This window comes from Burkholderia sp. Ac-20344 (genome assembly GCF_017104975.1).
GTDB lineage: Bacteria > Pseudomonadota > Gammaproteobacteria > Burkholderiales > Burkholderiaceae > Burkholderia.
In genome coordinates this window covers 1-24,368 of record NZ_JAAGPP010000116.1, presented here as the reverse complement: position 1 = coordinate 24,368, position 24,368 = coordinate 1, and the positions used below count along the sequence as shown (strand labels likewise).

The following is a 24,368-nucleotide window of genomic DNA, read 5'->3' as shown; positions in this document are numbered from 1 at the left end:
GCATCAACCCGCGTGCGGCGCCTGCAGCCCGGCTTGCGCGGCGCCGGCCATCTGCCGCATGTCGAAGCCCGACGGGTGCTGGTACACGCGCAGCCCGAACTCCGGCAGCACGGCGATCAGGTGGTCGAACAGGTCGGCCTGGATGGATTCATAGTCGACCCACGTCGTCGTGTCGGTGAAGCAGTACAGTTCGAGCGGAATGCCTTCGGCCGTGAGCGGCAGCTGCCGCGCCATGCAGGTCATGTCGCGGCGGATGCGCGGATGGCCCTTCAGGTAGTTCGCGACATACGCGCGGAACGTGCCGAGATTCGTCAGCTGGCGGCGGTTCGCCGGGCAGTCGCCGGCCGCGCCGAGCGTGCCGTTCCATTGCTCGATCGCGTCGACCTTGTCCTCGAGATAGTCTTTCAGCAGCGTCAGGCGTTCGAGCCGTTCGATCTCGTCGTTGGCGAGAAAACGCACGCTCGTCGCGTCGACGAACAGCGCGCGCTTGATGCGGCGCCCACCCGCTTCGGTCATTCCGCGCCAGTTCTGGTAGCTCTCGGTGATCAGCTTCCACGTGGGTACGGTGATGATCGTGTGATCGAAGTTCGCGACCTTGACGGTGTTCAGCGTGATGTCGATCACGGTGCCGTCCGCGCCGGCCGACGGCATCGTGATCCAGTCGCCGATCCGCAGCATGTCGTTCGACGACAACTGCACGCCCGCGACGAGGCCGAGCAGCGTGTCCTTGAAGATCAGCATCAGCACCGCCGACATCGCGCCGATGCCCGACAGCAGCAGGCCGATCTGCTTGCCGGTCGCGTCGCCGATCACGACGAGCGCGGCCGTGATGAACATCACGAGCTTGACGAGCTGCATCGCGCCTTTCAGCGACAGGTGCGGCTGGCCGCGCTGATCGCGCTGGTACGTGCGATGCGTGTGTTCGAGCGCTGAAAGCGTCGCGCTGACGGTCATCGTCACGAGGAACACGATCAGCGCGAACAGTACCTTGTCGGCGGCCTGCACGGCCGTCTCGGGGATGCCGGGCACCGCGCCGAGCCCGAGCTTGACCACGACGAACGGGACGATGCGGTTCAGCCACCTGAACGCGCCGAACTCGAACAGCGCGTCGTCGACGCGCGTGGCGGAAAGCCGGGCGAGCCGCGCGACCACGCGGAACAGCAGGAAATGGACGACGGCGGTGATCGCGCCGGCGGCGGCGAGCAGGGTAAGGATGCCGACGAGCGGCGCAAACCAGGATTCGTTCAGGGTCATAGGGGCAAACAGGGGCCTTCTCGTGCGTTGAATCGGCGCCGCGGTGCGGCGCGCGCCCGGTGAAGGGCACATGAAAGGGACCGTGATTGTGCCATCGGGTTCCGGGTGCGTTGCCGTGAATGCATGACGTGAGGCTCCCGAATCTCCTCACCATTGAGCAGGTCTCCTCTGTAATCGGGTGAGGACGGGTGAGGAAAGCACGTCACCGCACGCTGCCGCACGCGCGTGTTGCCGGATGCACGGTACGCCGGCCCGGGATCGGCGCGACGCCGCCGTGGCGGGCGTTCGCGCGTCAGTGCGCGTGAACGGCGAACCATGCAATCATGCGGGCGTCGCATGGATCGCCGGTGTGCCGTTCGTCGTCGCGTGCGGCCCGTCGCCGACGGTGAACGACATGCGCCTCCTTCGCGCACTTGCCATGCGATGCCTGCCCGGGGCACGATGCGCGAACGACTTTGCGAACCACGTCACCACGTACTCACGCATTTCACGCATGCAAGATCCCAACGAAAGCCGCGCGTCAGGCGTGCGGCTGCTGAAAGGCATCCTTCCGATCCGCCGGGGCGGGGCCGTTCGCGACGTATTCGCGGGCATTTCGCTCGCATCGATGGACATCCCGCAGGTGCTCGGCTATGCGCGCATAGCCGGCATGCCGGCCGTCACGGGCCTCTACACGGTGTTCCTGCCGCTCGTCGCGTTTGCGTGCTTCGGCGCGTCGCGACATCTGGTGGTGGCCGCCGATTCCGCGACCGCGACGATCTTCGCGAGCCGGCTGTCGTCGATGGCGCCGGCCGGCAGCGCCGAGTATGCGGCGCTGGCCGGCGTGGTCGCGCTGCTGACCGCCGCGATGCTGCTGCTCGCGCGCATCTTCAAGCTCGGGTTTCTCGCCGATTTCCTGTCGCGCACGGTGCTGGTCGGCTTTCTCGCCGGCGTCGGCGTGCAGGTGTCGATCGCGATGCTCGGCGACATGCTCGGGCTGGCCGTGCCGTACCCGGCGTCGCGCAGCCTGGCGCAGCTCGACTACGTGGTCACGCATCTCGTCCACGCGAACCGGCCGACGTTCGCGCTCGCGGCGCTCGTCGTCGTCGCGATTCTCGCGTGCAAGCGGTTCCTGCCGCGCGTGCCGATGCCGATGATCGCGGTCGCGGGCAGCATCGCGGCCAGCTACGCGTTCGGATTCGCCGCGCACGGCATCGCGGTGCTCGGGCCGGTCGCGGGCGGGCTGCCGCCGCTGCGCTGGCCGTCCGTCACGTGGCAGCAGTGCCTCGATCTCGTGCCGGTCGCCGCGTCGTGTTTCGTGATGATCATTGCGCAGAGCGCGGCCGCCGCGCGCGTGTTCGCGCAGCAGTATGGCGAAGACGTCGACACCAACGCCGACATCCTCGGCCTCGCGGCCGCGAACGCGGCGGCGGCGGTGGGCGGCGCGTTCGTCGTCAACGGCAGCCCGACGCAGACGGCGATGGCCGACGGCGCGGGCGTGCGCAGCCAGATCGGGCACCTCGCGTTCGCGGCCGTGGTGGCGGTGGTCCTGCTGTTCTTCAGCACGTTTCTGCAGTACCTGCCGCATGCGGTGCTGGCCGGCATCGTGTTCACGATCGCGCTCGGGCTGATCAACGTGCGCAGCCTCGCCGCGATCCGCAAGGAAAGCCCCGGCGAGTTCACGCTCGCGCTGGTGACGGCCGTGGCCGTCGTGACGGTCGGCGTCGAGCATGGCATCCTGCTGGCCGTCGCACTGTCGCTGATGCGGCACGTGCGCCACAGCTACCAGCCGCACACGATGGTGCTCGAACCCGTCGCAGGCAACGGGCGGTGGCAGCCGGTGCCCACGCGGCGCGGCGCGATGACGGCGCCCGGGCTGATCGTCTACCGGTTCGGCTCCGACCTGTTCTTCGCGAACGATCATCTGTTTGCCGCCGAAGTGACCGAGCTCGTCGACGCGGCGCCGGTGCCGACGCGCTGGTTCGTCGTCGATGCGGGCGCGGTCACCGATATCGACTATTCGGCCGCGCGGACGCTGACCGACCTCGTCAGGATGCTGCACGCACGCGGGATCGGCGTGCTGTTCGGGCGCGTCAACCGCTACCTGCGCGCGGACATGGATCGTCACCGGATCACGGAGATCGTCGGGGAGTCGTGCATTTTCCCGACGCTGCATCAGGCGCTGGAGGCGGCCGGTACGACGCCGGCGCCGCAGGAGCCGGGCATCGTGTAGCGGGAACCGGCGCTAGGCCGCTGCGCGCAAGCGCGCGAAGCCGTTGCGCAGGTGGCGGGCGAGTTCCGTCGCGGCCGGCGTGCGCTGGCCGCGCGGCAGGTGAAGGTTGATCGAGAAGTTCGGCAGCGCGGGCAGGCCGCTGCCGGCCGCCAGGATGTCGAGGTCGGCCGGCACGGTCGACGCGAGCCAGGCGGTCACGGCGAGGTCGGAGCGCACGGTCGCGGCCGTCGCGTCGATGCTGCCGTTCTCGAACACGGTGCGCCACGCGCGATCGCAGCCACGCAGCGCGTCGAGCACCGTCGGGCGGAACGCGCAGGTCTGCGCGACCATCGACACGGGCAGCGGCGTGTTCCGGTACGCGGTGCCGCCTTTCGCGCCGACCCACACCAGGCGGTCGACTGCGAGGCACTCGCCGCGTGACGGCCCGACCGGCGCCTCGATCAGCGCGACGTCGAGTTCGCCCTGCGCGAGCCCCCGGCGCAGTTCCGGTGACGCTGCGCACACGAGCGTGAGCGCGACCTGCGGATGCGCCTGAGCATAGCCTTTCAGGATCGGCGCGAGACAGGTGCCGACGAGATCCTGCGGCGCGCCGATGCGCACGGCGCCTTCGACCGCGCCGGCCGTCATGTCGGCCAGCAGCGCATCGTGCACGGCGAGCAGCCGGCGCGCCTGCCCGAGCAGCCGTTCGCCGTCCGCCGTGAGCAGCAGGTTGCGGTGCTCGCGGACGAACAGCGGGCCGGACAGCGTTTCGAGCCGTGCGACCTGCTGGCTGATCGCGCCTTGCGTCAGGTGCAGCGCGCGGCTGGCCGCCGTCATGCTGCGATGATCGGCGACCGTGACGAAGGCGCGCAGCAGCGCGATGTCGAGATTACGTGCCATGCGATGCATTATGAACACTAATGGCATGCATAAAAAGCTTTCGCTGTCGTAATGGGGCGATCGCGGGTAAAACGGGGCTTCGACGACGACAACCAGGAGCTTCCGTGCCGTTCCGCGATTACCTGCCGCTGATGCTGTTCGTGATCGTATCCACCGTGACGCCGGGCGGCGCGACGACGCTCGCGACCGCCTCGGGCGCACATTTCGGCTATCGGCGTTCGCTGCCGCTGATGGCGGGCATCGCGATCGGCCTGGCGTCGATGGCCGCCGCTGCCGCGGCCGGGCTCGGCGGCGTGCTGCTTGCGTTGCCCGCGTTGCAACTCGCGATGAAGGCGGTCGGTTCGGTATATCTCGTGTGGCTGGCCGTGCGCATCGGGCGCGGCGGCAAGCCGCGGCTCGATGCCGCGGTGCACCGGCCGCAGGGGTTCGTCAGCGGCGTCTGGATGCTCTGGCACAACCCGAAAGGCTGGGCGATGACGCTCGGCGCGGCCGCGTCGTTCGCCGCGCTCGCCTCCGGCCCGGCACGGCTCGGCGTATTGCTCGGGCTGGCGTTCGGCGTGGCCGCGATGGCGTCGCTGTCGCTCTGGTGTTTCGCCGGGCTGCTGTTCGCGCGCGTGTTGCGCACGGAGCGGCAGTGGCACTGGCTCAATGCCGGGCTCGGCGTGTTGCTCGTGGTGTCGATCGTGCCGATGTGGCTGCCGTAGCGACGCTGCACGCGCTGCGCGACGCAGCATGACGCAGCGTTCGCGTTCAGCGCTAACCGGCGCGCGCGGCGCCGGCAGGTTGCTCGCCCGCACCGGCCGACCACAACGGCAGCCGCAGCGTCGTGACGACGCTCGCCGCATGTAGCACGCAAAGCAGGCCGAACGCCCACGCATATGCGTTCGCCTGCGTGCCGCCGCTTGCCACCGATTCGGCCTGCAGCCGCCACGCGAGGAACAACGTGCACACCGTCGTGAACGTCGGGCCGCCGAGGCGCTGCACGATATTGAGCGAGGTCGTCGCCATCGGCAGGTTGCGGCGTTCGACCGACGCATACGCGGCGGAGATCGACGGCGCACCGATCGCGCTCTGGCCCATGCCGCGCAGAAACAGCGCCGGCACGAGCAGATACGGATCGTAGCCGGTCAGCGCGAGGAACACGAACGGCAGCGTCGCGAACAGCGCGAGCAACGCGCCGGCGGCGGCCAGACGGCGCACGCCGAACCGGCTCGTCAGCGCGCCCATCGACGGATACGTGACGAGCATGCCGAGACCCATCGGCGCAAGCAGCCAGCCCATTTCGCCGGGCGTGCGGCCGCACGCCTGGATCAGGAACACCGGAATCAGCATCTGGCCCGCGAACAGCGCGCCGTTCGACAGGAACTGCGTCGACGCGGCCGCGCCGAACACCTTGCCGCGAAACAGCGCAAGGTCGATCAGCGCGTGGTCGCCCTGGCGCGTTTCGGCCCGCAGGAATGCCGCGAGCAGCAGCGCCGACGCGACGATCGCCGCGATGCCGAGCGCTTCGTTGATCCGCTCGATGCCGTACAGGAACAGCACGAGCCCCGGCGACAGCAGCGCGAGGCCGACCCAGTCGAGTTCGCGCGGCTGCGTGTCTTCGCGGTCGCCGGGCAGGAACCGCGCGGCCAGCGCGAGCGCCAGTACGCCGACGGGCAGGTTCACGAGAAACAGCCAGCGCCACGACGTGTGCTGCAGGATCGCGCCGGCGACGACCGGCCCGAGGATCGGCGCGAGCAGCACGGGCACGGCCGCGTAGCCGATCACGCGCGCCATCTGTTGACCGGCGACGCGCGCGATCATCATCTGCGCCATCGGCGCGAGCAGCCCGCCGCTCACGCCTTGCAGCACGCGGAATGCGATCAGCGATGGCGCGGACCACGCGAGCCCGCACAGCGCGGACGTGAGCGTGAACGCCGAGAAGCACCACAGGTACAGCGCCTTCGCGCCGATCCGGTCGACGAGCCAGCCGTTCAGCGGCAGCACCAGCGTGAGCGCGAGCAGGTAGCCGCTCGTCACCCACTGGATCGTCGCGAGGCTCGCGTGCAGGTCGGTCGCGAGGCTCGACAGCGACACGTTGACGATCGTCGCGTCGAGTTGCGACAGCAGCGAGCCGAGTGTCGCGACCGCGCTGACCTTCCAGATCGACGGAGCGGGCCGGCCGGCTGCGTGGTCCTGCGCCGGGCGCGTGCGCGTGTCGCTCACGCGCCGCGCCGGTCGAGCAGCGCGACGATGTCCTGCGTCGTGCCCGTCTCGCCGAGGCGCGGGAACAGGCGCTCGACGCTGTTCACGTGCGCATCCGCATTGAGGTCGGTCATCGCGTCGACGGCGAGCGTGACGTGGTAGCCGAGCTCGTGCGCCTGCCGTGCGGTCGATTCGACGCCGATGCTCGTCGCGACGCCGGTCAGCACGATCTGCGTGACGCCGGCCGCCTTCAGGTATGCGTCGAGATCGGTGCCGGTGAATGCGCCCCAGGTCTTTTTCGTCACGAGGTGGTCGCCGGGCTGCCGGTTCAGTTCGGGCACGAGCTCGGCCCAGTCGGCGGGGAGCGACGCGGCGCGCGGCGGTTGCTCCGTACGTCCCGGGGCGCCACCGGCGACGTTGACCAGCACGACCGGCAGCCCGCGGCTGCGGAACGCGTCGAGCAGTGCGCGGGCGTGCGCGATCACCGGTTCGACCGGATGCGCGGTGGGGAGGGCGACGATGCCTTTCTGCAGGTCGATGACGACGAGTGCCGTGTTCGTATCGAGACGGGTTGCGCTCATGATGGGACTCCGTGAAAGAGACGAAGAAAGCCGTGCGCGCGAATGCCGTGGCGCGCGGGCCGGATTCATTGCTCGCCGATGCGGCGGATCAGCGGGATCGCGGCGGCGAGCGTGTCGATGTCTGCGGGATCGAGCTGCTCGATCGCGGCGCCGAGCCACTTGTGTTTCGCGGCGTTGCGCTTGAGCCGTGCATCGAGGCCGGCCGCGGTCAGCCGGAACAGGATCTGGCGGCCGTCGGTCGGATGCGGTTCGCGCTCGACGAGACCGTCTTCCGCGAGGCTTGCGAGAATCGCCTTCATCGACTGCGGCTTCATCGCTTCGGCGCGCGCGAGATCGGCGGTCGTCATCGGCCCGTGCCGCTGGAGTCGCGCGAGCGCGCTCGTCTGGGACATGCCGAGCCCTTCGGAATCGATCTCGGAGCGGAGCCGGCGGATCAACTGGCCGATCGCGAGGGTCAGGTCGGCGGCGACGATATCGGCGGAAACGCCGGGTTTGCGTGGTGAGGTCATGCGGCGGATCATAGAATACGACAGTTAAACTTGCAAGTTTAACTGTCGAATTGGCCGCCGGATCGAGGGGAAGGCGGGCGCGCGGTTACGCGCCGCGGAGCGGGACCGGCACGACTTCGCTGTATCTCGGGGTCGCGCACTCGTGCAGCAGGTCACCGAGGTATTGCGCGAGCTCGTCTGCGGCGAGCGTGGACGGAACATGCAGGTTGGCCGGGCGCCGCTTGCCTTCGGTACCGAGATCGAACACGGCCCAGCGGCCGTCCTTGCGCACGACGGCGAGCAGCCGGCCAAATGCGTTGAAGCGGTATTCCTCCTGCATGGCGTCGCTCCCCTGGGGGTGAACGCGCCGGTCGCCCGCGCGCTTACTGGATCGAGCAGGACAGCCAGCGATGGATCTTGATGGCATCGCTCGAGACGCCCGCGCGCGTCGGTGCACCGAGCAGCACGACCGTTTCGCGGCGGCCCTTCACACGCATGCGCATCACGACGCCGTGCCCCGACTCGTTGATGAAGCCGGTCTTTTGCAGGCGGATCGGCAGGCGGCGGTAGCGGACGAGCGGGTCGGAATTCACGTAGAGCAGCTCGCCGTCGCCCGGGCGTACGGTGGTCGACGTATCCGTCGAGAAATAGCGGATCAGCGGATCCTGCGCGGCCGCGCCGACGAGCTTCGCGAGATCCTCGGCCGTCGACACGTTGTGCGGCGACAGGCCGGTCGGCTCGCGGAAGTGCGTATGGCGCATGCCGAGCCGGCGCGCTTCGCGGTTCATCGCCTTGACGAACGCGGCGCGTCCGCCCGGATAGTCGCGGCTCAGCGCGGCGGCCGCACGGTTTTCCGACGACATCAGCGCGATATGGAACATCTCGCGGCGCGACAGTTCCGAGCCGACCTGCAGGCGCGACCCGGTGAACTTGATCGTGTCGCGGTCGTGTGCGGTGACGCGCAGCACGCCGTTCAGCGGACGGTCGGCGTCGCGTGCGACGACGGCCGTCATCAGTTTCGAGATCGACGCGATCGGCCGCACCGTGCGTGCGTTGCGGGCCAGCAGCGGCGTGCCGGAATCGACGTCGAGCACGTAGGCCGCGCGTGAATGCAGGGACTTGACCGCGCGCGGGCTGTAGCCGCAGCTTGCCATTAGGCGCGGCTTGTCGGCCGGGCGCGGGCGCACGGCGGTCGTGCGTTTGGCGCGGCGATGCTGCGGGGCCGGCGCCGCGTGACGCTTGACCGCATGGTGCTTCACGCGCGGGCGGCGATGCTTGACGGCTTTCTTGTTGCGCTGGGCCGGCTTCTTCTTGACGGTTTTCTTGAAGGCCTTCGCAGGCGCATGAGCGTGCGCGGCGCGCGGCGGCGGGTTGCGTGGCGTGGACGACGCACTCGTCGAGAAGGCGAACATCAGCATCGACAGGGCGATGAGCAGGGTGGTCCGGGCGAATGGCAGGCGCGCGATGAGGCCGGTCAAGCGAAAGTCTCCTTTTCACGCGCGGTGACGCTGCGCGGAATGCGTGGATGGTCAGCGGGATGCGGAAAATTATACGGTCGATCGCTGTGCGATGACGCGTGAAGGCGGGAAAAGATGCGCGATTCGGTGAATTGCGAAGGCGCTGGCCGGCGATTGGAAGGAGCGCGGCGGTGTGCGCGCTTGCGGTCGCTCTGTAGATGAAGCGGTATGCGGCGCGATCGTGGATCGATTGCGCCGATGCTCAACGCGGCCAGTTGCGCCGCGACACCACCGCGAAGCCGATCGCGATCGAGCCGGTCACGGGGCGGGGCGGCGCGTCGTTCATCGCGTTCATCGCGTCCACCGCATCGCCGAACCGAAAGCGGCGGCCGCGGCCGTCGGCGCGTTCGTTACGTTCGACACGTTCGGCACGACGTTTCGGCGCGCGGAGATCGGCCGTTGCGGCGCGTTCGTCGTGGGCTGTTGGCGCGCACGAGGTGTCGTCGGGCGGACATTTACATACGAGATCAAGGGGCATGACGGTCGATTCCGGAGAGGGCATGTCCGTATTGAACGTCATTGCATTCGATCGGTAAAATGAATGTTTCGATCGTTACGATTCCTTTTAAGAATGGAACTGAAACTGCTGAGAACGTTCCTGACGGTCACCGAACTTTCCCATTTCAGCCGCGCGGCCGATGCGCTGCACATGAGCCAGCCGGCGCTGAGCAAGCAGATCGGCGCGCTCGAAGCGAGCCTCGGCGGCAAGCTGTTCGAGCGCGGCCGGCACGGCGCGGAGCTCACATCGTTCGGCGAGCGCTTCCTGCCTGACGCGCAGGCGCTCGTGCGCGATGCGGACGAGATTCTCGTCCGCGCGCGGGAACTGTCGAGCGGGCAGCGCGGCCATTTGCGGCTGGGCATCTGCCTGTCGGTGCTGACGCTCGTCCCGCGGCTCGTCGCGGAGTTTCGCAGCCGGAATCCGGGCATTGCCGTGACGCTGAGCGACCTGTCGTCCGCGGAGCAGACGCGCCGGTTGCGCGCGGGCAAGCTCGACGCGGGATTCCTGCGTCTGCCGTCGGACGGCGGACTGTCGTCGTTCAAGGTGATCGACGAAGCGCTGGCGCTGGCGGTGCCGCCGCATCTCGGCCTGAAGCGCGTGCCGGCCGATCTCGGCACGCTCAACGAGATTGGCTTCATCGCGTTGCAGCGCGCACGCGGGCAAGGGTTGGCTGCGCAGGTCGATCGGTGGTGCATCGAGCGCCGGTTCGTGCCGCACGTGACGCAGCAGGCCGAAGACGTGCAGTCGGTGCTCGCGTCGGTCGCGGCCGGCGCGGGCGTTGCGTTCATTCCGTCGCGTGCGCAATATCTGCTGCGCGACGCGACGGTATTGCCGCTCGAGGGCAAGGACGCGAAGTGGCGCGTCGGGCTCGCGTGGCTGTCGGGCCGCGACGATCCGGTCACCACACGCTTCGTGTCGTTCATGCGTGCCGCGATCAAGAATGCATGAAGGACGAAGCGGTATAGTGTCCTCAGCCGGCGGCGGTCGCCCGAAAGCGTGCCGGACGCCCGAACGAAAGCCCCAGTCTTGCTCACCGACCGGAAACGATGACTTCTGAATCCGACGACTCCCCGCTCGATCCCGCGCTTGTCGCGGCACTCGCGACGCTGCACGAAGCCGCTGCCGACCCGGCCGCCAGGCCGTGGTCGCTACCGAAGATCGCAAAACGCTCGCAACTGCCGATGAGCACGCTGCGCCGCGTGCTGACGCAGCTCGACGCCGCGGGCCTGAGCACGACGACGCTGAACGAGGACGGCACCGGCAGTGCCGCGCTGACCGACGAAGGGCGCGCCGTGTGCGCGCAACTGTTCGGCACGAACGACGCGGGATAAAAAACGGATCGCTGGAAGCGACCCGTCGTCTTGCGGTTCGACGCGCGGCGTCGACGCGTTACCACCGCACCGTCACGCCGCCCATCACCGAATGATCATAGGTCTGGTCGTTCAGCCCGCGCCGATAGCCGATGTCGAGATCGAGCCACGGCTTCGGCGAATAGATCGCGCCCGCGATCGCGAATGCCGGATTCGCGCCGGCGCCGCCTGCCGTGTTGCGCGACGTGCCGATGTCGGCCACGAGTTGCAGTGTGTCGGTGGCCTTGTAGATCGCCGCGCCCGACACGGCCCAGATCGACGTCGGGTCGCCCTGGCGATTCGGCTGGTACGTCATTCCCGCATTCGCGAGAAACGAAAACCGCGCGACGTCGAGCTGCGCGAGCAGCGTTGCGCCGGCGCCCACGCGGCCGGTGCCGAGCCCGCGCCGGTCGTTGCCGGTCGGCGTCGTCAGTTTCGGCTTCAGTGCGATCGACAGCGGACCGCGTTCGACGAACCGCCATTTCATGCCGATCTCGACGTCGCCGACGCCGGCGCCGTTCTCGTCGGTGCGCGTCTGCAGATGCGTGTACGGCGCGTTCACGTAGAGGTCGACGTGTTCGCCGAACCCGCGCGTGAGCGTCGCGTTCCACAGCTGGTGGCGGCCGTTTTCTTCCTGTTTCGAGGTTTCCTCGGCGTTGAACTCGAACTGCCAGTTCGCGTTGCCCTGCGTACCCGTGTCGTCGCTGACGAGCGGATGGGTGGCGAGGGCATCGAACGGCGCGAGGAGGGCGCTCGCGGCTGCGAGCGGAAGCATTCTTTTCATGGGATCACCTGTCGTGCGTGGCGAGCCTGCCGGCCCGGGCACGTGGCACGGGCCGGCAGGGCGCCTTCAAGCGAGGAAGCTCAGAACCACTGCTTGTAGCGGCGCACGTAGATCGTCTTGACGATCTGCGCGAGCAGGATGTAGCCGACCATCGTCGCGGCGAGCCACAGCCAGAAGGTGTCCGGCAGGTGCATGAAGCCGAGGGACTCCGCGAACGGCGAGAACGGCAGCCAGCAGCCGATCACGATCGCGGTGAACGTCGACAGTAGCACCGGCAGCGCGGCCGTGCTCTGCAGGAACGGGATCTTCTGCGTGCGCAGCAGGTGCACGACGAGCGTCTGCGACACGAGGCTCTCGATGAACCAGCCCGAGTTCATCACGATCTGGCCGCCGGTGCCGCCGTTCAGGTGATACATCGCGCCCGCACCGAACACCGTCCACATCAGGATGTACGTCGTGATGTCGAATACCGACGACGTCGGCCCGACCCACAGCATGAAGCGGCTGATGTTGCCGGCCTCCCACTTGCGCGGTTTCTTCAGGAACTCGGGATCCATCTTGTCCCACGGCAGCAGCATCTGCGACGTGTCGTAGATCAGGTTCAGCACGAGCAGTTGCGTCGCGAGCATCGGCTCCCACGGCAGGAACGCGCTGGCGACGAGCACCGAGAACACGTTGCCGAAGTTCGAGCTCGCGGTCATGTTCAGGTACTTCAGGATGTTGCCGAACGTCTCGCGGCCCTTGATCACGCCTTCCTCGAGCACCATCAGGCTCTTTTCGAGCAGGATGATGTCGGCGGTTTCCTTCGCGATGTCGGCGCCGCTGTCGACCGAGATGCCGACGTCGGCGTCGCGCAGCGCGGGCGCGTCGTTGATGCCGTCGCCGAGGAAGCCGACCGTGTGGCCGTTCGCCTGCAGTGCCTTGACGATGCGCGCCTTCTGCAGCGGCGTCAGCTTCGCGAATACGGTCGTGCGTTCGACGACCTGCGCGAGCGTTGCGTCGTCGAGCGCTTCGATTTCCGTGCCGAGGATCGGCTTGCCGGGTTCGAGGCCGACCTGGCGGCACACCTTCATCGTGACGACCGGGTTGTCGCCCGTCAGCACCTTCACCGCGACGCCGTTTTCGCGCAGCGCGGCGAGCGCCGGCGCGGCCGATTCCTTCGGCGGATCGAGGAAGGTCAGGAAGCCGCGCACGACGAGGTCGTGTTCGTCGGCGGTGCGGTACTGCTGGCGCTCGTCGCCGCGCGGGATCGTGCGCGTCGCGAGCACGAGCACGCGGAAGCCGTCCTCGTTGTACGCGTTGGCCTGTTCGAGCAGCCGCTTGCGCGCGACGAAGTCGAGCGGACGCACACTGTTTTCATCCTGCACATGCGTGGAGACGGCCAGCATCTCCTCCACAGCGCCCTTGCAGATCAGCAGGTGCGTGCCGCGCGTATCCTCGACGACGACCGACAGGCGGCGCCGCACGAAGTCGAACGGCAGTTCGTCGATCTTCTTGTAGCCCTGCGGCTTCACGCGCTCGCCGATCTCGTCGGCACGCGCGACGACCGCGATGTCGATCAGGTTCTTCTGGCCGCTCTGGTGGAAACTGTTCAGCCAGCCGAGCCGCAGGATCTCCTCGTCCTTGTAGCCCGACAGGTCGAGGTGATGCTCGAGGATGATCTTGTCCTGCGTGAGCGTGCCGGTCTTGTCGGTGCACAGCACGTCCATCGCGCCGAAATTCTGCACCGAGTTCAGCCGCTTGACGACGACCTTGCGGCGCGCCATCGCGACCGCGCCGCGCGCGAGGTTCGCGCTGACGATCATCGGCAGCATCTCGGGCGTGAGGCCCACGGCCACCGCGAGTGCGAACGTGAGCGCGCTCAGCCAGTCGCCCTTGGTCAGCCCGTTGATCATGAACACGATCGGCACCATCACGAACATGAACTTGATCAGCAGCCAGCTCACGCTTGCGACGCCGCGGTCGAAGCTCGTCTCGATGCGCTTGTGGCTCACGACGTTGCGCGCGAGCGAGCCGAAGTAGGTGTCCTCGCCGGTCGCGACGACGACGGCCGTGGCCGTGCCGCTGACCACGTTGGTGCCCATGAAGCAGACATTCTCGAGATCGAGCAGCGAGGCCGACGTATCGGCCGCCGCGCCGTCCGCGCGCGTGCCGGCGGATTTGCCGGCCACCGCGCCGAGCGTGTCGTACTTCTCGACCGGCAGCGCCTCGCCGGTCAGTACGGCCTGGCTGATGAACAGGTCGCGCGACGCGAGCAGGCGCACGTCCGCCGGAATCATGTCGCCGGCCGACAGGTGCACGATGTCGCCGGCCACGACTTCGCGCATCGGTACTTCGCGGCGAGCCGGTTCGGACGTATCGGTTATCGCGCGTTGCACGGTTGCGGTCGTGCGGACCATAGCCTTGAGCTTCTCGGCCGCGCGCAGCGAACGGAACTCCTGTACGAAGCGCAGCAGCGCGCTGATCGTGACCATCGTCAGCAGGATCGTCATGCCGACATAGTCGCGATCGTCGGGCGCTGCGAAGTAGACGTCGGTGAAGAAGCTGATGGCGGCCAGCACCAGCAGCACATAGACGAACGGGTTGTGGAACGAGAGCAGCAACTGGCGGCTCCAGTGCAGCGGCTTGTCGTGCGCGATTTCGTTCGGGCCGTAGTGCTGCAGGCGGTCGGCTGCCTGCTCGTAGGTGAGGCCGCGCGTGCTGGTGTTCAGCGACTTCAGCGTGTCTTCGAGCGGACGGGCCGCTTCCTGCGCGGCGCGCATGATGTGCGCGTCGTTCTGTTGGGCGCCGCCGGCCTTGATGAAGCCGCGCTGTTTCTTGTGCGATGTGTTGTGTCGTGTTGTCATGAGTCGCTCCTTGCGCACGAGGCGGCGGGCGGGGAGCGACCGTGACGTTATCGACGCACGAGCGCTCCCCGCCGCGTCGCGTCAGGCGCGATCGGCTGTGGATCGGTGAAGGCGGGAACGCTCGCCGGCGCGTGCGGTGCGGCCGGAGGGGCGATGCGCAGCGTCGCACCGGCGAGCGGTAATCGACTACTGTCGTCTGAGTTCATCTGCACTCCTGTCGGTTGCGGATAGTCGGCACGGGCGATCGACAGCGACGCACGCACGAAGGCGCACGGCCGGACGGCACGCGAACGGAAGGTGCACGCGGCTGACGCTGCGCGCAACACGAACGCACGCGCGCGATGGCGCATCGCATGCATTCGGCAATATCGAAAAATTCGGCGGGAGATCTGGCCAGTCAGGCCGGAAGGGCGCCGCATCCTGCTTCCCGGGATGCGGCAGAAGACGAGGCTCTGCGCGTTTTCCTCAGGCAGCAGTCAAGTTGGTCGAGCACCAACTACAACTCGCATCGGTGTTCACAGAACACTCCATGTAATTAGACGGGAGCGATGGTAATGGGTCGCTGTGCGAAGCGTCAACCCTTTTGTCAGCCGTTATTTCGAGACACGGAATCGGGGGGACGTGTACGCGATGCAACCCCGGATCGTTGCCAACGAAACGGCCGCGCGCATGCGATATCGGCATGCGCGCGGCCGCGTCGAAGCAGGGTGGCGGCGACTAGTTGGCTGACGCGACGGCGGCCCCTGCATCGAGAATGCCCGAGCCCGCCGGCATCGCGGTGCACGACGTGCCGGCCGCGAGCTTGGTCGTGCGCGTGCCGCCCTGCAGCTTCTGCTGGATCTGCGCGGGCGTGAGGTTGCCGTTCACCGACAGCATCAGCGCGGCGACCCCCGCCACTTGCGGCGTCGCGAGACTGGTGCCGTTCGCGACGCCGTAGGTGTCCGAGCCCGGCGTCGTCGTGCCGGTGTTCGACGTCGACAGGACGTTGACGCCCGGCGCGCTCAGCGAGACATCGGTGCCGAAGTTGCTGAACGATGCGCGGCGGCCGGTCGCGTCGGTTGCGCCGACGGTGATCACGCCGCGGCAGTTTGCCGGCTGGTCGAACCCGGTCGACAGGCCGTCGTTGCCGGCGGCGACGACGACGGTTACGCCCTTCGCGGTCACGTCGTCGATTGCCTGCTGGAACGTCGTGCTGCACGCACCGACACCGCCGAGGCTCAGGTTGATGACTTTCGCGGGGCGCGGGTTCGTCGGTACGCCGTTCACCGCGATGCCGGCTGCCCAGCGCATCCCGTCGGCGATGTCGCTCGTCACGCCGCCGCACTTGCCGAGCACGCGCACCGGCAGGATCTGGCCGAGCCACGACACGCCGGCAACGCCGGTGCCGTTGTTGGCGGTCGCGCCGATCACGCCCATCACGCGTGTGCCGTGCCAGCTGCTGTCGCTCGGCTGGCTCGCGCAGTGATAGTACGGACCGTTTGCGTTGTCGAGTTCCTGCTGCGTGATCCAGTCGCCCGGGTCGGTTGCATCGGGGCTGCGTGTCAGGCCGTTGTTGCTGGTGTTGACGTTGCTGATGAAGCTGTAGCCGGACAGCAGGTTGCCGACGAGGTCGGCATGCGGCCGGTAGCCCGTGTCGAGCACGGCCGTGACGACGGTCGGCGAACCCTTGGTCACGTTCCACGCGGGCGGCAGGTCGATACCGGCCGTCGGATCGGACAGGTACCACTGCTGGCTGTAGAGCGGGTCGCTCGGCGTGTCGCGGATCTTCATCGGGTGATCCGGTTCCGCGTAGTCGACGTCCGAATCGGCTGCGAATGCCTGCGCGAGCGCGGCTGCGTCGGTGGCGGCCATGCGCTGCCCGAGCGACAGCACGGCCGCGCCGTTCGAGATCGTCCGTTCGACCTGCACGTTCACCGGCGTTTGCCCGACCGTGCTCGCATAGGCGCGTGCGCTGCCGGCGACCGGCGCCGTCCAGCGCGTCATCGAGCGCTGGATTACCGCGCCGAGCCGCGTCCCGTCGTCGATGGCCGCCATCGCACGCGTGGCCGTCAGCGTCTTCAGCTTGACGATCAGGTGATCGACCGGCGGCTCGGCCGGCGCGCTCGTCTGGGCGGCCATCTGCACGGCGGCCTGCTGCGCCGAGCACGCATTGCTGCCGGAAGTGGTGGGCGGGGTCGTCGGGGCCGGCGTTGGGGCCGGCGTCGGGGCCGGCGTTGGGGTGGGGGCCGGTGCTGCGCTGGTCGGCGACGGGTTGCTGCCGTCGCCGCCTCCGCCGCAGCCGGCGATCGGTAGCAGGGCCGCGGCAGACAGCATGCCGGCGAGCATGCGCGCATGGGCGGAATGGGCCCGCGCGAAATTGAAACGTTTGGCTTTCATGTTGAAAGTCGATCCTCGTAGATAACCGTCGTGCCGGCGGTGGTGCCCGGTCCGGCGCACACCGGACCTATTTTTTTCAGGCGCGCGCAGGGTTTCTGCGACGCGACATGCATTGGGTAACGGCTGCTGTGGCGGCTTTCTTGAATATGTTTTGTATGAAAGAACGACGAAACGCAAACGATTGCGTTGTGGCATCGCAGCACGAACGCGCGTTTGGAACCGGTGACTGAACCCGGGAGACGAGACCGCCGCCGTCCGGTCGGGCGCAATACGCGGCCCGGGCGCTGTTTGCGCGCCACGGAAGGCAACCGCTCGCGTCGGGCGGCTGACGCTTTCCCTGATGCGACGCGAATTTTGTTGGGCGTACGATCGCGATTCGATCAACGTTTCGTCAGGAGAAAAGCATGGATCGCCGCTTACGCTGGCTGGCCGTCGCGCTGTCCTGTGCGCTGGCGGGTGCCGCGCACGCGCAGGCCCTCACCGGCACGCTGAAGAAGATCAAGGACACGGGCGTCGTGTCGCTGGGCATTCGCGAATCGTCGGTGCCGTTCTCGTATTCGGACAACCAGCAGAAGAACATCGGCTATTCGCGCGACATCGCGTCGCGCATCATCGACCAGTTGAAGACGGAACTGAACGTGCCGAACCTCACGGTGAAGGAGATCCCGATCACGTCGCAGAACCGGATTCCGCTGCTGCAGAACGGGACGATCGATTTCGAATGCGGATCGACGACGAACACGCTCGAACGGCAGAAGCAGGCCGCGTTCTCGAACAGCATCTTTTTGTACGGCATCCGCTTCAGCACGCGCAAGGATTCGGGCGTGAAGGATTTCTCGGACCTGGCCGGCAAGACGGTCGCGACGACGGCCGGCACGTCGGACGAACGCCTGCTGCGCAAGCTCAACGAAGAGAAGGCGATGAACATGACGATCATCAGCGCGAAGGATCACGCCGAAGCGTTCATGAACGTTACGACCGGTCGCGCGGTGGCATTCGTGATGGACGAGCCGCTGCTGTACGGCGAGATCGCGAAGGACCGCAATCCGGGTGCGTACACGGTGACGGGCACGCCGCTCGTCCACGAGAACTACGCGTGCATGATGCGCAGGGACGATCCGGCGTTCAAGCATGTCGTCGACGGCGTGATCGCGAAGATGCAGACGTCGGGTGCGGCCGAGAAGCTCTACAACCAATGGTTCACGCAGCCGATCCCGCCGAAGGGCGTGAGCCTCGACTATCCGCTGTCGGCGGAGATGAAGCAGCTGTTCAGGAATCCGACGGATCAGGCGCAGTATTGATTTGAGGCGGTACCGATCGACGTTCGGCAATGAAAAACCGCCGGCGCGTGCCGGCGGTATCGACGGCACGGCAGGGGCGGGCAGCGCGAAACGCGTCCCGCGCTGATTTCCGGCCCGTGCGCAGCCGGGAAGCCGGGCCAGCCCGGGATTGGCACAGGCGATGCCCCGCCGGTAGCGGATTTTCGGGCATGCCGCAATCGGCATTCAACCTCGTCCACGCCAGGGGAATCCGGCTGCGTGCCCCGACAACAGGCACAATACGGCATTCGCCACGACGCACACGTGTTCGCAGCTCGAACATCGCACGGCTGCGTCACTGCTGTCCGACATCCTTCCCTGTCGTCATGAACGCCACGCTCACTCCCGCGCGCGAGTCGAATTCGCCGCGTTTCCTGTTGTTCCTGATCTGCCTGTTCGCATCCGCCGGCCAGCTCGCCATCGACATCTACGTGCCCGCGCTGCCCGACATGGCACGATCGTTCGCGACCACGCCGCAGGCGATCCAGTCGAGCGTGTCCGGCTACATGGCGGCCTACGCGCTCGGCCAGCTCATCTTCGGGCCGGTCGCCGACGCTTACGGGCGCAAGCGCGTGCTCGCGTTCGGGCTCGTGATCTACACGATCGGCTGCCTGCTGTCGCTCGGCGCGCAGAACCTCGAGACGTTCGTGCTGGCGCGCTGCCTGCAGGGCTTCGGGATCGCGACCACCAACCTGCTCGCGAAGGCGATCATCACCGATTCGTTCTCCGGCCAGGCGCTGATGCATGCGTTTACGTACATGTCGATCGCGTGGGGGCTCGCGCCGATCGTCGCGCCGGTGATCGGCGCGCACCTGCAGGAATGGTTCGGCTGGCGCGCGTGCCTCGTGTTCCTGCTGGTGTACTCGCTGGCGATGTGGGCGCTGCTGTGGCGGTACCGCGAGACCTTGCCGAAACCGGTGCATCTCGAGCCGCGCACGCTGATCGCGAACGCGGGCAAGGTGCTGGCGAGCCCGGTGTTCCAGAGCTGCTTCCTCGCACAGGGGCTGTGCTACAGCATCCTGCTCGTATTCAACATCGTCGGGCCGTTCATGGTGCAGACCACGCTGCACAAGCCGCCGACCTTCTTCGGCTATCTCGCGCTCGGGATCGGGCTGATGTATTTCCTCGGCGGCCTGTCGAACCGCATTCACGGGCCTGGGCTGCCGAGCGCCGAGCAACGGCTGCGCATCGGCGCGCGCGTGATGGCGGGGGCGTCGGTCGCGATGCTGGTGCTGGCGCTGACCGTCGGGCTGCGCGTGTGGACGCTCGCAACGCCGGTGCTCGTGATGGGCTTTTGCGCGGGCGCGATGTACCCGACGCTGATGGCCAAGGGCAATTCGCTGTTTCCGCATATCGCCGGCCTGACGAGCGCGATTCTCGGGTGCGCGCTGCTGCTCGTGTCGTCCGCGATGATGGGGCTGGCCGGTTTCGTGTCGATCCATGTCCTGACGCCGCTCGCGGTGTTCTTCGTCGCGCTGTCGTGCATCGTCGTCTGGATGGTGACGAAGCTGCTGCGGTACCTGTCGCAGCAGCAGGCCCAGGCCGCGCCCGTCGTGTGCGGGCGCGGGGAGGCCGCGTAAGTGCCGCCTGCCGATCGACCCATGAACCCGATCCTGCTGAACCGCGTCGCCCGAACCGACGCCGCCGACCTGATCGCCGCCAATCGCGCGAGCCGGAGCCACCATCTGCCGTGGGTCGATTCGTTCACCGACCAGGCGGGATTCGACCAGTGGTTCGGCCGCTGCCTGACGGGGCCGAACGTCGGTCTCGTCGCGCGCGAGCGCACGTCCGGGGCGGTGGTCGGCGTGGTGAACCTCAACGAGATCGTCGGTGGGGTATTCCAGAGCGCGTATCTCGGCTACTACGGCATGGTGGCGTTCAGCCGCAAGGGGCTGATGACCGAGGCCATGCGCGCGGCAATCGGCGTTGCGTTCGGCGAACTCGGGCTGCATCGGCTCGAAGCGAATATCCAGCCCGGCAACCACGCGTCGATTGCGCTGGTTCGGCGGCTCGGTTTCACGAAAGAGGGTTTTTCGCCGCGCTATCTGCGCATCGGCGGCGAATGGCGCGACCACGAACGGTGGGCGCTGCTGGCCGACGGCGAACCCGGCGCGCACGCCTGACGCCCGAGACCGGGCGATTTTCCTCCCGCCGCCGGCCGCTTACAGCGGATGCGCGGCGCCGGCCTGCGTCAGCAGCGAAACGGCGACCGGATCCGGCATCCCGTTCGAGTCGATCGCGCCGGCTTTTGCGAGTGCGACGAGATCGCTGTCGACACCCGGTTGCCCGACCGTGAACGACGTGGTCAGGAATGCCGGCGCGGCGAACGCGACCGAATAGCGCTGCTGCAGGTTCGCGACCACGGCCGATTGCGCGGCCTGCACGGTGTTCGGGCTGTTCATCACCTGCTGGTAGCGCAGATTGCCCTGAAAATTGCCGATCAAGGTGGCCGTGTTCGTGCCGAGCTGGGCGGCGAGATAGACCAGCATCAGCTCGGTCTCGGGCGTCGTGTTGAACGTGCCGCCCGCGTACGCGAGCGAATGCAGGCTCGTGCCGCCCGACGTCACGGTGATGGCGCACGGCAGTGCAGCATTGACCGTCACGCGGTAGTTGCCGCCGCCGTCCGTCAGCGTCGTCGCCGAGCCCGCCGCGCAACTGACCGTCACCTGCGCACTGGCGAGCGCGTCGCCCGTCGCGGCCGTGCCCGACAGCGCAACGGTCTGCGTGTTGTTGTTGAAACAGGCATCCACGCCGAAGCAGGCCTCGCCGTTGCACGCCTGAAGCGTCGCGAGGATGGCGAGGCAGAGCGTGCCCCGTGCGGGGCGGATGAAACGCCTGGGGTGAATGTTCATGGTCGCGGGCCTTGAGGGGAGTGGGGCAACCGGTCGACGCCGAAGATGCGGTGCCGTTCACATTCTAGGTCTCGAATCGGGGCGCTGCTTGCCCGTTTGGCGCGTTTGGCCCGCTTGGGGCCGGAGGAACCCGGCACGCAAGCGTGTCGTGCCGCTGTCGTGCTTTGCCGGCAACGGCCGTCAGGTGCGCGGTGGGCGGGCCGGCGCCATCACGCAGGCGAGCAACAGGCTCAGCACGATGCTGAGCGCGAGCGTGTGCCAATGGCCTCGCCCATATCCGGTGTGATCCACCAGCACGTCATGTCGTGCATTCGGGCCTGGTGACACTCCAGGATGCCGCCATACAGGTAGGCATTCCGCAGCGCAGCGCCCGAATACAGTCCCACCCACTCGCTCAAGGCTCGCGCGCGGCTGCCTTCGCGAACGCGCCGCGCACCTCGAAGCTGATCGCATCGGCCACATTGCCGCGTGCATCGACGAGTTCGAGCCGGTGCCGGCCCGGCCACGGCATCCACGCGATGCGATCGGCATGCCCGATTACCTTGTCGTCGAGCCGCCACGCGAACTTCGTGGCGCGCCCGGCCGAGCGCTCGAACCAGATTCGCTGGTTCTTTGGCGGAATGTCGGGATCGATCGCGAAGATCGTGCCGTCGGTCGGCGTGCCGATCGTCAGCGGCGCGCGCGCGCCGTCCTTGCCCGGCGTCACGGGGACGGCGAGCCGGATCGTGTCGACCGCCGTTCCCGCGATGAACCACTCGTTGCGTGACGGTTCGATCTCGCGTTCGAACGTGATGCGGCGCGTCTCGACGCCGGCCGGCGCGCGCGGCGCGCGGCTCGGCTGGTCGCGGTGCAGGTAGCCGACGACGGCCGACCACACCGGCGACGCACCCGTGACGCCCGACACGTCCCACATCGGCGAGCCGTCCGCATTGCCGACCCACACGCCGACCGTATAGCGCGACGTGAAGCCGACGGTCCAGTTGTCGCGCATGTCCTTGCTCGTGCCGGTCTTGACCGCCGAGAAGAAGCGCGTCGCGAGCGGATTGTCGAAGCCGAACGTGCGCACGCGCGCATTGTTGTCGGAGAGGATGTCGGTCACGACGAAGCTGGCCGCCTCGCTGAACACGCGCGTGCCGTCGGCCGCGCGGGCGGGCGACGAGGTCGACGCGCCGGACGCCGGTGCGGGCGCGGGCCGGTCGACGACCTTGCGGGCGACGCCGCCGTTCGCGAGCGCGCGGTACGCGTTGGTCAGCGACAGCAGCGTGACGTCCGCACTGCCGAGCGCGAGGCTGAAGCCGTAGTAGTCGCCTTCCTGCGCGAGCGGCAGGCCGAGCGCGGTCAGCGTGCGCGCGAAGCGGTGCGGCGTGACGAGCACGAGCGTGCGCACGGCCGGCACGTTCAGCGAGCCGCCGAGCGCGCTGCGCACGCTGACCCAGCCCTTGAAATCCTTGTCGTAGTTCTGCGGAATGTACAGGCCGCCGCCGGCGGCGAGGTTGATCGGTGCATCGTCGAGCAGCGACGCGGCCGTCAACCGTTTCTCGTCGATCGCCTGCGCATACAGGAACGGCTTGAGCGTCGAGCCGGCCTGGCGCGGCGCGAGCACGGCATCGACGTCGCGCGCACTCGACAGCGCGCCGGACGATCCGACCCAGGCGCGAATCTCGCCGGTCGCGTTGTCGATCACGACGACCGCGCCGTCCTGCACGTTGCGCCGGTGCGCGGGTGCGTTGAGTTCGGTCAGCGCGCGCATCAGCGTGTCGCGCGCGAAGCGCTGCAGCGGCGCATCGAGCGTCGTGCGCACCTGCGTACCGGCCGCCGGCCGGACCTCGGCCGCGATGCGTCGCGCGAAGTGCGGGGCGAGGGCGGCGCCGTCGTCACGCGTGGCGCTGGCTGGACGCGCGGTAACGAGCTGCACGTAGCCGTCGAGCGACGCGCAGGCCTGCTCGGCATGCATGTCGCGCAGGATCCGGCACGCACGCTCGGCGACTTTCGCGGGCGTTGCGTTGGGCGCGCGCACGAGCGCGGCCGCGATCGCGGCTTCGCGAGCATCGAGGCCCGACGGCGCCTTGCCGAACAGTACCTGCGACAGCGCGGCGAGGCCGATCGTCTCGCCGCGGAACGGCACGAGGTTCAGGTACGCCTCGAGCACCTGGTCCTTGCGCCAGCCGCGTTCGAGCAGCAGCGCGTTGACCGCCTGCGTGGCCTTCTGCGGCAGCGAGCGCTGGCCCGAACGGCGCGGCGAATCGCTGAGCAGCCCGGCGAGCTGCATCGTGACGGTCGACGCGCCGCGCGTGCGCTCGTTCCACAGGTTGCCCCACGCCGCGCCGGCGATGCCGCGCCAGTCGACGCCGCTGTGTTCATAAAAGCGCTTGTCTTCGGACACGACGATCGCCTCGCGAAACGCGGGCGACACGTCCGCGAGCGACACCCAGTCGCCGCGCCGTTCGGCGAGGTCGACGCGCGTGCGCTGCAGCGCCGTGCCGTCGCGCGCGAGCAGCACCCAGTCGGAGCTGCGCCAGTTGCGGCGCACTTCGTCGTAGCTCGGCAGCGCATGCGCGACGAGCGGCGCGGCCAGCACGATGGCGACGAATACGCGGCCGGCGAAACGCGCCGGCCGCGGCAATGCCAGATCGATCATCGCGGTCCCGTTACTTGCCCGCGTCGGCCGGCTTCACGGTCACCGGCGGGTTCGGCCACAGGCCGTACACGGACGGCGCGTACAGCACCTCGACCCGCGTCGGCGGCAGCCCGAACGTGCCGACGTTGTTCAGCCGCACCGTGTACTCGACCGAGAATTTACCCTTCGGCAGATAGTCGTAGTACGCGCGGTAGCCGTCGAAGTCGCGCTCGATGAACGCAGGCCACGCGCCGTCCGGCGTCTTTTCGCCCTGCGTCGCGGCTTCGGAGTCGCGGCCGAGGCCCGAGCCGAGGATCGTCGAACCGGCCGGAACCGGATCGTTGACGACGACCCACGTCATGTCGCTCTGCGCATCGATGTCGAGATGCACGCGCACGACGTCGCCGCGCGTCAGCACACCCTTGACGGCGGGCGACACGGGCGTGACGGTCTTCGCGATCCGGTAGCCGGCCGCGAACGGCGAGCGCAGCGGCACGGCCGCGAGGCTTTCGATCGTGGCCCACGGGCGGCCCGTGCCGTCCTGCGTGACCGACAGCGTGGCCGGCGCCTGCGACGCGCGCGGCCACGGCAGCATCACGCTGCGGGCCGCG

21 protein-coding genes are annotated in these 24,368 nt (G+C 68.2%); 7 read left to right on the top strand and 14 right to left on the bottom strand.

Translation table 11 applies throughout. The annotated features are described in order from the left end of the window. Positions 1–3: 3 nt before the first annotated feature. Positions 4–1,254: a mechanosensitive ion channel family protein gene (locus G3N64_RS28910; protein WP_205787098.1), complete on the bottom strand. Its 1,251-nt coding sequence runs from the start codon at positions 1,252–1,254 to the stop codon at positions 4–6. 493 nt (positions 1,255–1,747) lie between these two features. Between G3N64_RS28910 and G3N64_RS28905 the strand changes: the two genes are divergently transcribed. Beyond that, positions 1,748–3,466, top strand: coding sequence for a SulP family inorganic anion transporter (locus G3N64_RS28905; protein WP_205787097.1), 1,719 nt, complete (start codon positions 1,748–1,750; stop codon positions 3,464–3,466). A 12-nt stretch (positions 3,467–3,478) separates the two neighbouring features. Here the strand turns inward: G3N64_RS28905 and G3N64_RS28900 are convergent, their stop codons facing one another. Beyond that, entirely contained in the window at positions 3,479–4,354 is an 876-nt protein-coding gene (locus G3N64_RS28900; protein ID WP_205787096.1) for a LysR substrate-binding domain-containing protein, read from the bottom strand. A 95-nt stretch (positions 4,355–4,449) separates the two neighbouring features. Here G3N64_RS28900 and G3N64_RS28895 point away from each other — a divergent pair, with 95 nt between their 5' ends. Next, positions 4,450–5,049 carry a LysE family transporter gene (locus tag G3N64_RS28895; RefSeq protein WP_205787095.1) on the top strand — a complete coding sequence of 200 codons (600 nt, stop codon included), beginning with the start codon at positions 4,450–4,452 and terminating at the stop codon, positions 5,047–5,049. Positions 5,050–5,101: 52 nt separating this feature from the next. Here G3N64_RS28895 and G3N64_RS28890 read toward each other — a convergent pair whose 3' ends face one another. The 6 genes from G3N64_RS28890 to G3N64_RS28865 form a co-directional block, all read right to left on the bottom strand. After that, complete coding sequence (locus tag G3N64_RS28890; RefSeq protein ID WP_205787094.1) at positions 5,102–6,550, bottom strand: DHA2 family efflux MFS transporter permease subunit; 1,449 nt, start codon at positions 6,548–6,550, stop codon at positions 5,102–5,104. Beyond that, a complete protein-coding gene (locus tag G3N64_RS28885) occupies positions 6,547–7,110 on the bottom strand; it encodes an isochorismatase family protein (RefSeq protein ID WP_205787093.1) in 564 nt (187 codons plus the stop codon). Before G3N64_RS28885 ends, G3N64_RS28890 begins: the two co-directional genes overlap by 4 nt. A gap of 65 nt (positions 7,111–7,175) precedes the next feature. Continuing rightward, positions 7,176–7,631, bottom strand: coding sequence for a MarR family transcriptional regulator (locus G3N64_RS28880; RefSeq protein WP_205787092.1), 456 nt, complete (start codon positions 7,629–7,631; stop codon positions 7,176–7,178). 73 nt (positions 7,632–7,704) lie between these two features. Then, positions 7,705–7,938, bottom strand: coding sequence for a hypothetical protein (locus tag G3N64_RS28875; protein ID WP_205787090.1), 234 nt, complete (start codon positions 7,936–7,938; stop codon positions 7,705–7,707). Positions 7,939–7,981: 43 nt separating this feature from the next. Then, complete coding sequence (locus G3N64_RS28870; RefSeq protein ID WP_205787089.1) at positions 7,982–9,076, bottom strand: serine hydrolase; 1,095 nt, start codon at positions 9,074–9,076, stop codon at positions 7,982–7,984. Between the two features lie 241 nt (positions 9,077–9,317). Then, the gene (locus G3N64_RS28865) at positions 9,318–9,635 is read right to left on the bottom strand and encodes a hypothetical protein (protein WP_205787088.1); all 318 of its coding nucleotides are present in this window, start codon (positions 9,633–9,635) and stop codon (positions 9,318–9,320) included. A gap of 51 nt (positions 9,636–9,686) precedes the next feature. Between G3N64_RS28865 and G3N64_RS28860 the strand changes: the two genes are divergently transcribed. Then, positions 9,687–10,562, top strand: a complete 876-nt coding sequence (locus G3N64_RS28860; RefSeq protein ID WP_205787087.1) for a LysR substrate-binding domain-containing protein — start codon at positions 9,687–9,689, stop codon at positions 10,560–10,562. 98 nt (positions 10,563–10,660) lie between these two features. Further along, a complete protein-coding gene (locus G3N64_RS28855) occupies positions 10,661–10,945 on the top strand; it encodes an Rrf2 family transcriptional regulator (protein ID WP_205787086.1) in 285 nt (94 codons plus the stop codon). Between the two features lie 58 nt (positions 10,946–11,003). On the opposite strand, the gene G3N64_RS28850 is transcribed toward G3N64_RS28855, so the two are convergent. The 3 genes from G3N64_RS28850 to G3N64_RS28840 all read right to left on the bottom strand — a co-directional run bounded on the left by G3N64_RS28850 (position 11,004) and on the right by G3N64_RS28840 (position 16,969). Next, positions 11,004–11,747, bottom strand: coding sequence for a transporter (locus G3N64_RS28850; RefSeq protein WP_205787085.1), 744 nt, complete (start codon positions 11,745–11,747; stop codon positions 11,004–11,006). An 80-nt stretch (positions 11,748–11,827) separates the two neighbouring features. Further along, positions 11,828–14,593, bottom strand: a complete 2,766-nt coding sequence (gene mgtA / locus G3N64_RS28845) for a magnesium-translocating P-type ATPase (RefSeq protein WP_205787084.1) — start codon at positions 14,591–14,593, stop codon at positions 11,828–11,830. A 717-nt stretch (positions 14,594–15,310) separates the two neighbouring features. After that, positions 15,311–16,969, bottom strand: coding sequence for a S8 family peptidase (locus tag G3N64_RS28840; protein ID WP_205787083.1), 1,659 nt, complete (start codon positions 16,967–16,969; stop codon positions 15,311–15,313). A gap of 404 nt (positions 16,970–17,373) precedes the next feature. On the opposite strand from G3N64_RS28840, the gene G3N64_RS28835 reads away from it, so the two are divergent. The 3 genes from G3N64_RS28835 to G3N64_RS28825 all read left to right on the top strand — a co-directional run bounded on the left by G3N64_RS28835 (position 17,374) and on the right by G3N64_RS28825 (position 20,411). Continuing rightward, on the top strand, positions 17,374–18,270 hold the full coding sequence (locus G3N64_RS28835; protein WP_205787082.1) for a glutamate/aspartate ABC transporter substrate-binding protein: 897 nt from the start codon (positions 17,374–17,376) through the stop codon (positions 18,268–18,270). Between the two features lie 344 nt (positions 18,271–18,614). After that, entirely contained in the window at positions 18,615–19,868 is a 1,254-nt protein-coding gene (locus G3N64_RS28830; RefSeq protein ID WP_205787080.1) for a multidrug effflux MFS transporter, read from the top strand. Positions 19,869–19,889: 21 nt separating this feature from the next. After that, entirely contained in the window at positions 19,890–20,411 is a 522-nt protein-coding gene (locus G3N64_RS28825) for a GNAT family protein (RefSeq protein WP_205787078.1), read from the top strand. Positions 20,412–20,450: 39 nt separating this feature from the next. Here the strand turns inward: G3N64_RS28825 and G3N64_RS28820 are convergent, their stop codons facing one another. The 3 genes from G3N64_RS28820 to G3N64_RS28810 form a co-directional block, all read right to left on the bottom strand. Next, positions 20,451–21,140 carry a hypothetical protein gene (locus tag G3N64_RS28820; protein ID WP_205787077.1) on the bottom strand — a complete coding sequence of 230 codons (690 nt, stop codon included), beginning with the start codon at positions 21,138–21,140 and terminating at the stop codon, positions 20,451–20,453. 394 nt (positions 21,141–21,534) lie between these two features. Further along, on the bottom strand, positions 21,535–23,778 hold the full coding sequence (pbpC, locus tag G3N64_RS28815; protein WP_205787076.1) for a penicillin-binding protein 1C: 2,244 nt from the start codon (positions 23,776–23,778) through the stop codon (positions 21,535–21,537). Positions 23,779–23,788: 10 nt separating this feature from the next. Further along, a partial coding sequence (locus tag G3N64_RS28810; RefSeq protein WP_205787075.1) for a hypothetical protein occupies positions 23,789–24,368 on the bottom strand: 580 nt, incomplete at its 5' end.

What these genes read in the sequence shown, in the direction of transcription:
- G3N64_RS28910 (WP_205787098.1), bottom strand. Translation starts at nt 1,254, where the DNA reads ATGACCCTGAACGAATCCTGGTTTGCGCCGCTCGTCGGCATCCTTACC.
- G3N64_RS28905 (WP_205787097.1), top strand. Translation starts at nt 1,748, where the DNA reads ATGCAAGATCCCAACGAAAGCCGCGCGTCAGGCGTGCGGCTGCTGAAA.
- G3N64_RS28900 (WP_205787096.1), bottom strand. Translation starts at nt 4,354, where the DNA reads ATGCATCGCATGGCACGTAATCTCGACATCGCGCTGCTGCGCGCCTTC.
- G3N64_RS28885 (WP_205787093.1), bottom strand. Translation starts at nt 7,110, where the DNA reads ATGAGCGCAACCCGTCTCGATACGAACACGGCACTCGTCGTCATCGAC.
- G3N64_RS28880 (WP_205787092.1), bottom strand. Translation starts at nt 7,631, where the DNA reads ATGATCCGCCGCATGACCTCACCACGCAAACCCGGCGTTTCCGCCGAT.
- G3N64_RS28875 (WP_205787090.1), bottom strand. Translation starts at nt 7,938, where the DNA reads ATGCAGGAGGAATACCGCTTCAACGCATTTGGCCGGCTGCTCGCCGTC.
- G3N64_RS28865 (WP_205787088.1), bottom strand. Translation starts at nt 9,635, where the DNA reads ATGACGTTCAATACGGACATGCCCTCTCCGGAATCGACCGTCATGCCC.
- G3N64_RS28860 (WP_205787087.1), top strand. Translation starts at nt 9,687, where the DNA reads ATGGAACTGAAACTGCTGAGAACGTTCCTGACGGTCACCGAACTTTCC.
- G3N64_RS28855 (WP_205787086.1), top strand. Translation starts at nt 10,661, where the DNA reads ATGACTTCTGAATCCGACGACTCCCCGCTCGATCCCGCGCTTGTCGCG.
- G3N64_RS28850 (WP_205787085.1), bottom strand. Translation starts at nt 11,747, where the DNA reads ATGAAAAGAATGCTTCCGCTCGCAGCCGCGAGCGCCCTCCTCGCGCCG.
- mgtA (WP_205787084.1), bottom strand. Translation starts at nt 14,593, where the DNA reads ATGACAACACGACACAACACATCGCACAAGAAACAGCGCGGCTTCATC.
- G3N64_RS28840 (WP_205787083.1), bottom strand. Translation starts at nt 16,969, where the DNA reads ATGAAAGCCAAACGTTTCAATTTCGCGCGGGCCCATTCCGCCCATGCG.
- G3N64_RS28835 (WP_205787082.1), top strand. Translation starts at nt 17,374, where the DNA reads ATGGATCGCCGCTTACGCTGGCTGGCCGTCGCGCTGTCCTGTGCGCTG.
- G3N64_RS28830 (WP_205787080.1), top strand. Translation starts at nt 18,615, where the DNA reads ATGAACGCCACGCTCACTCCCGCGCGCGAGTCGAATTCGCCGCGTTTC.
- G3N64_RS28825 (WP_205787078.1), top strand. Translation starts at nt 19,890, where the DNA reads ATGAACCCGATCCTGCTGAACCGCGTCGCCCGAACCGACGCCGCCGAC.
- G3N64_RS28820 (WP_205787077.1), bottom strand. Translation starts at nt 21,140, where the DNA reads ATGAACATTCACCCCAGGCGTTTCATCCGCCCCGCACGGGGCACGCTC.
- pbpC (WP_205787076.1), bottom strand. Translation starts at nt 23,778, where the DNA reads ATGATCGATCTGGCATTGCCGCGGCCGGCGCGTTTCGCCGGCCGCGTA.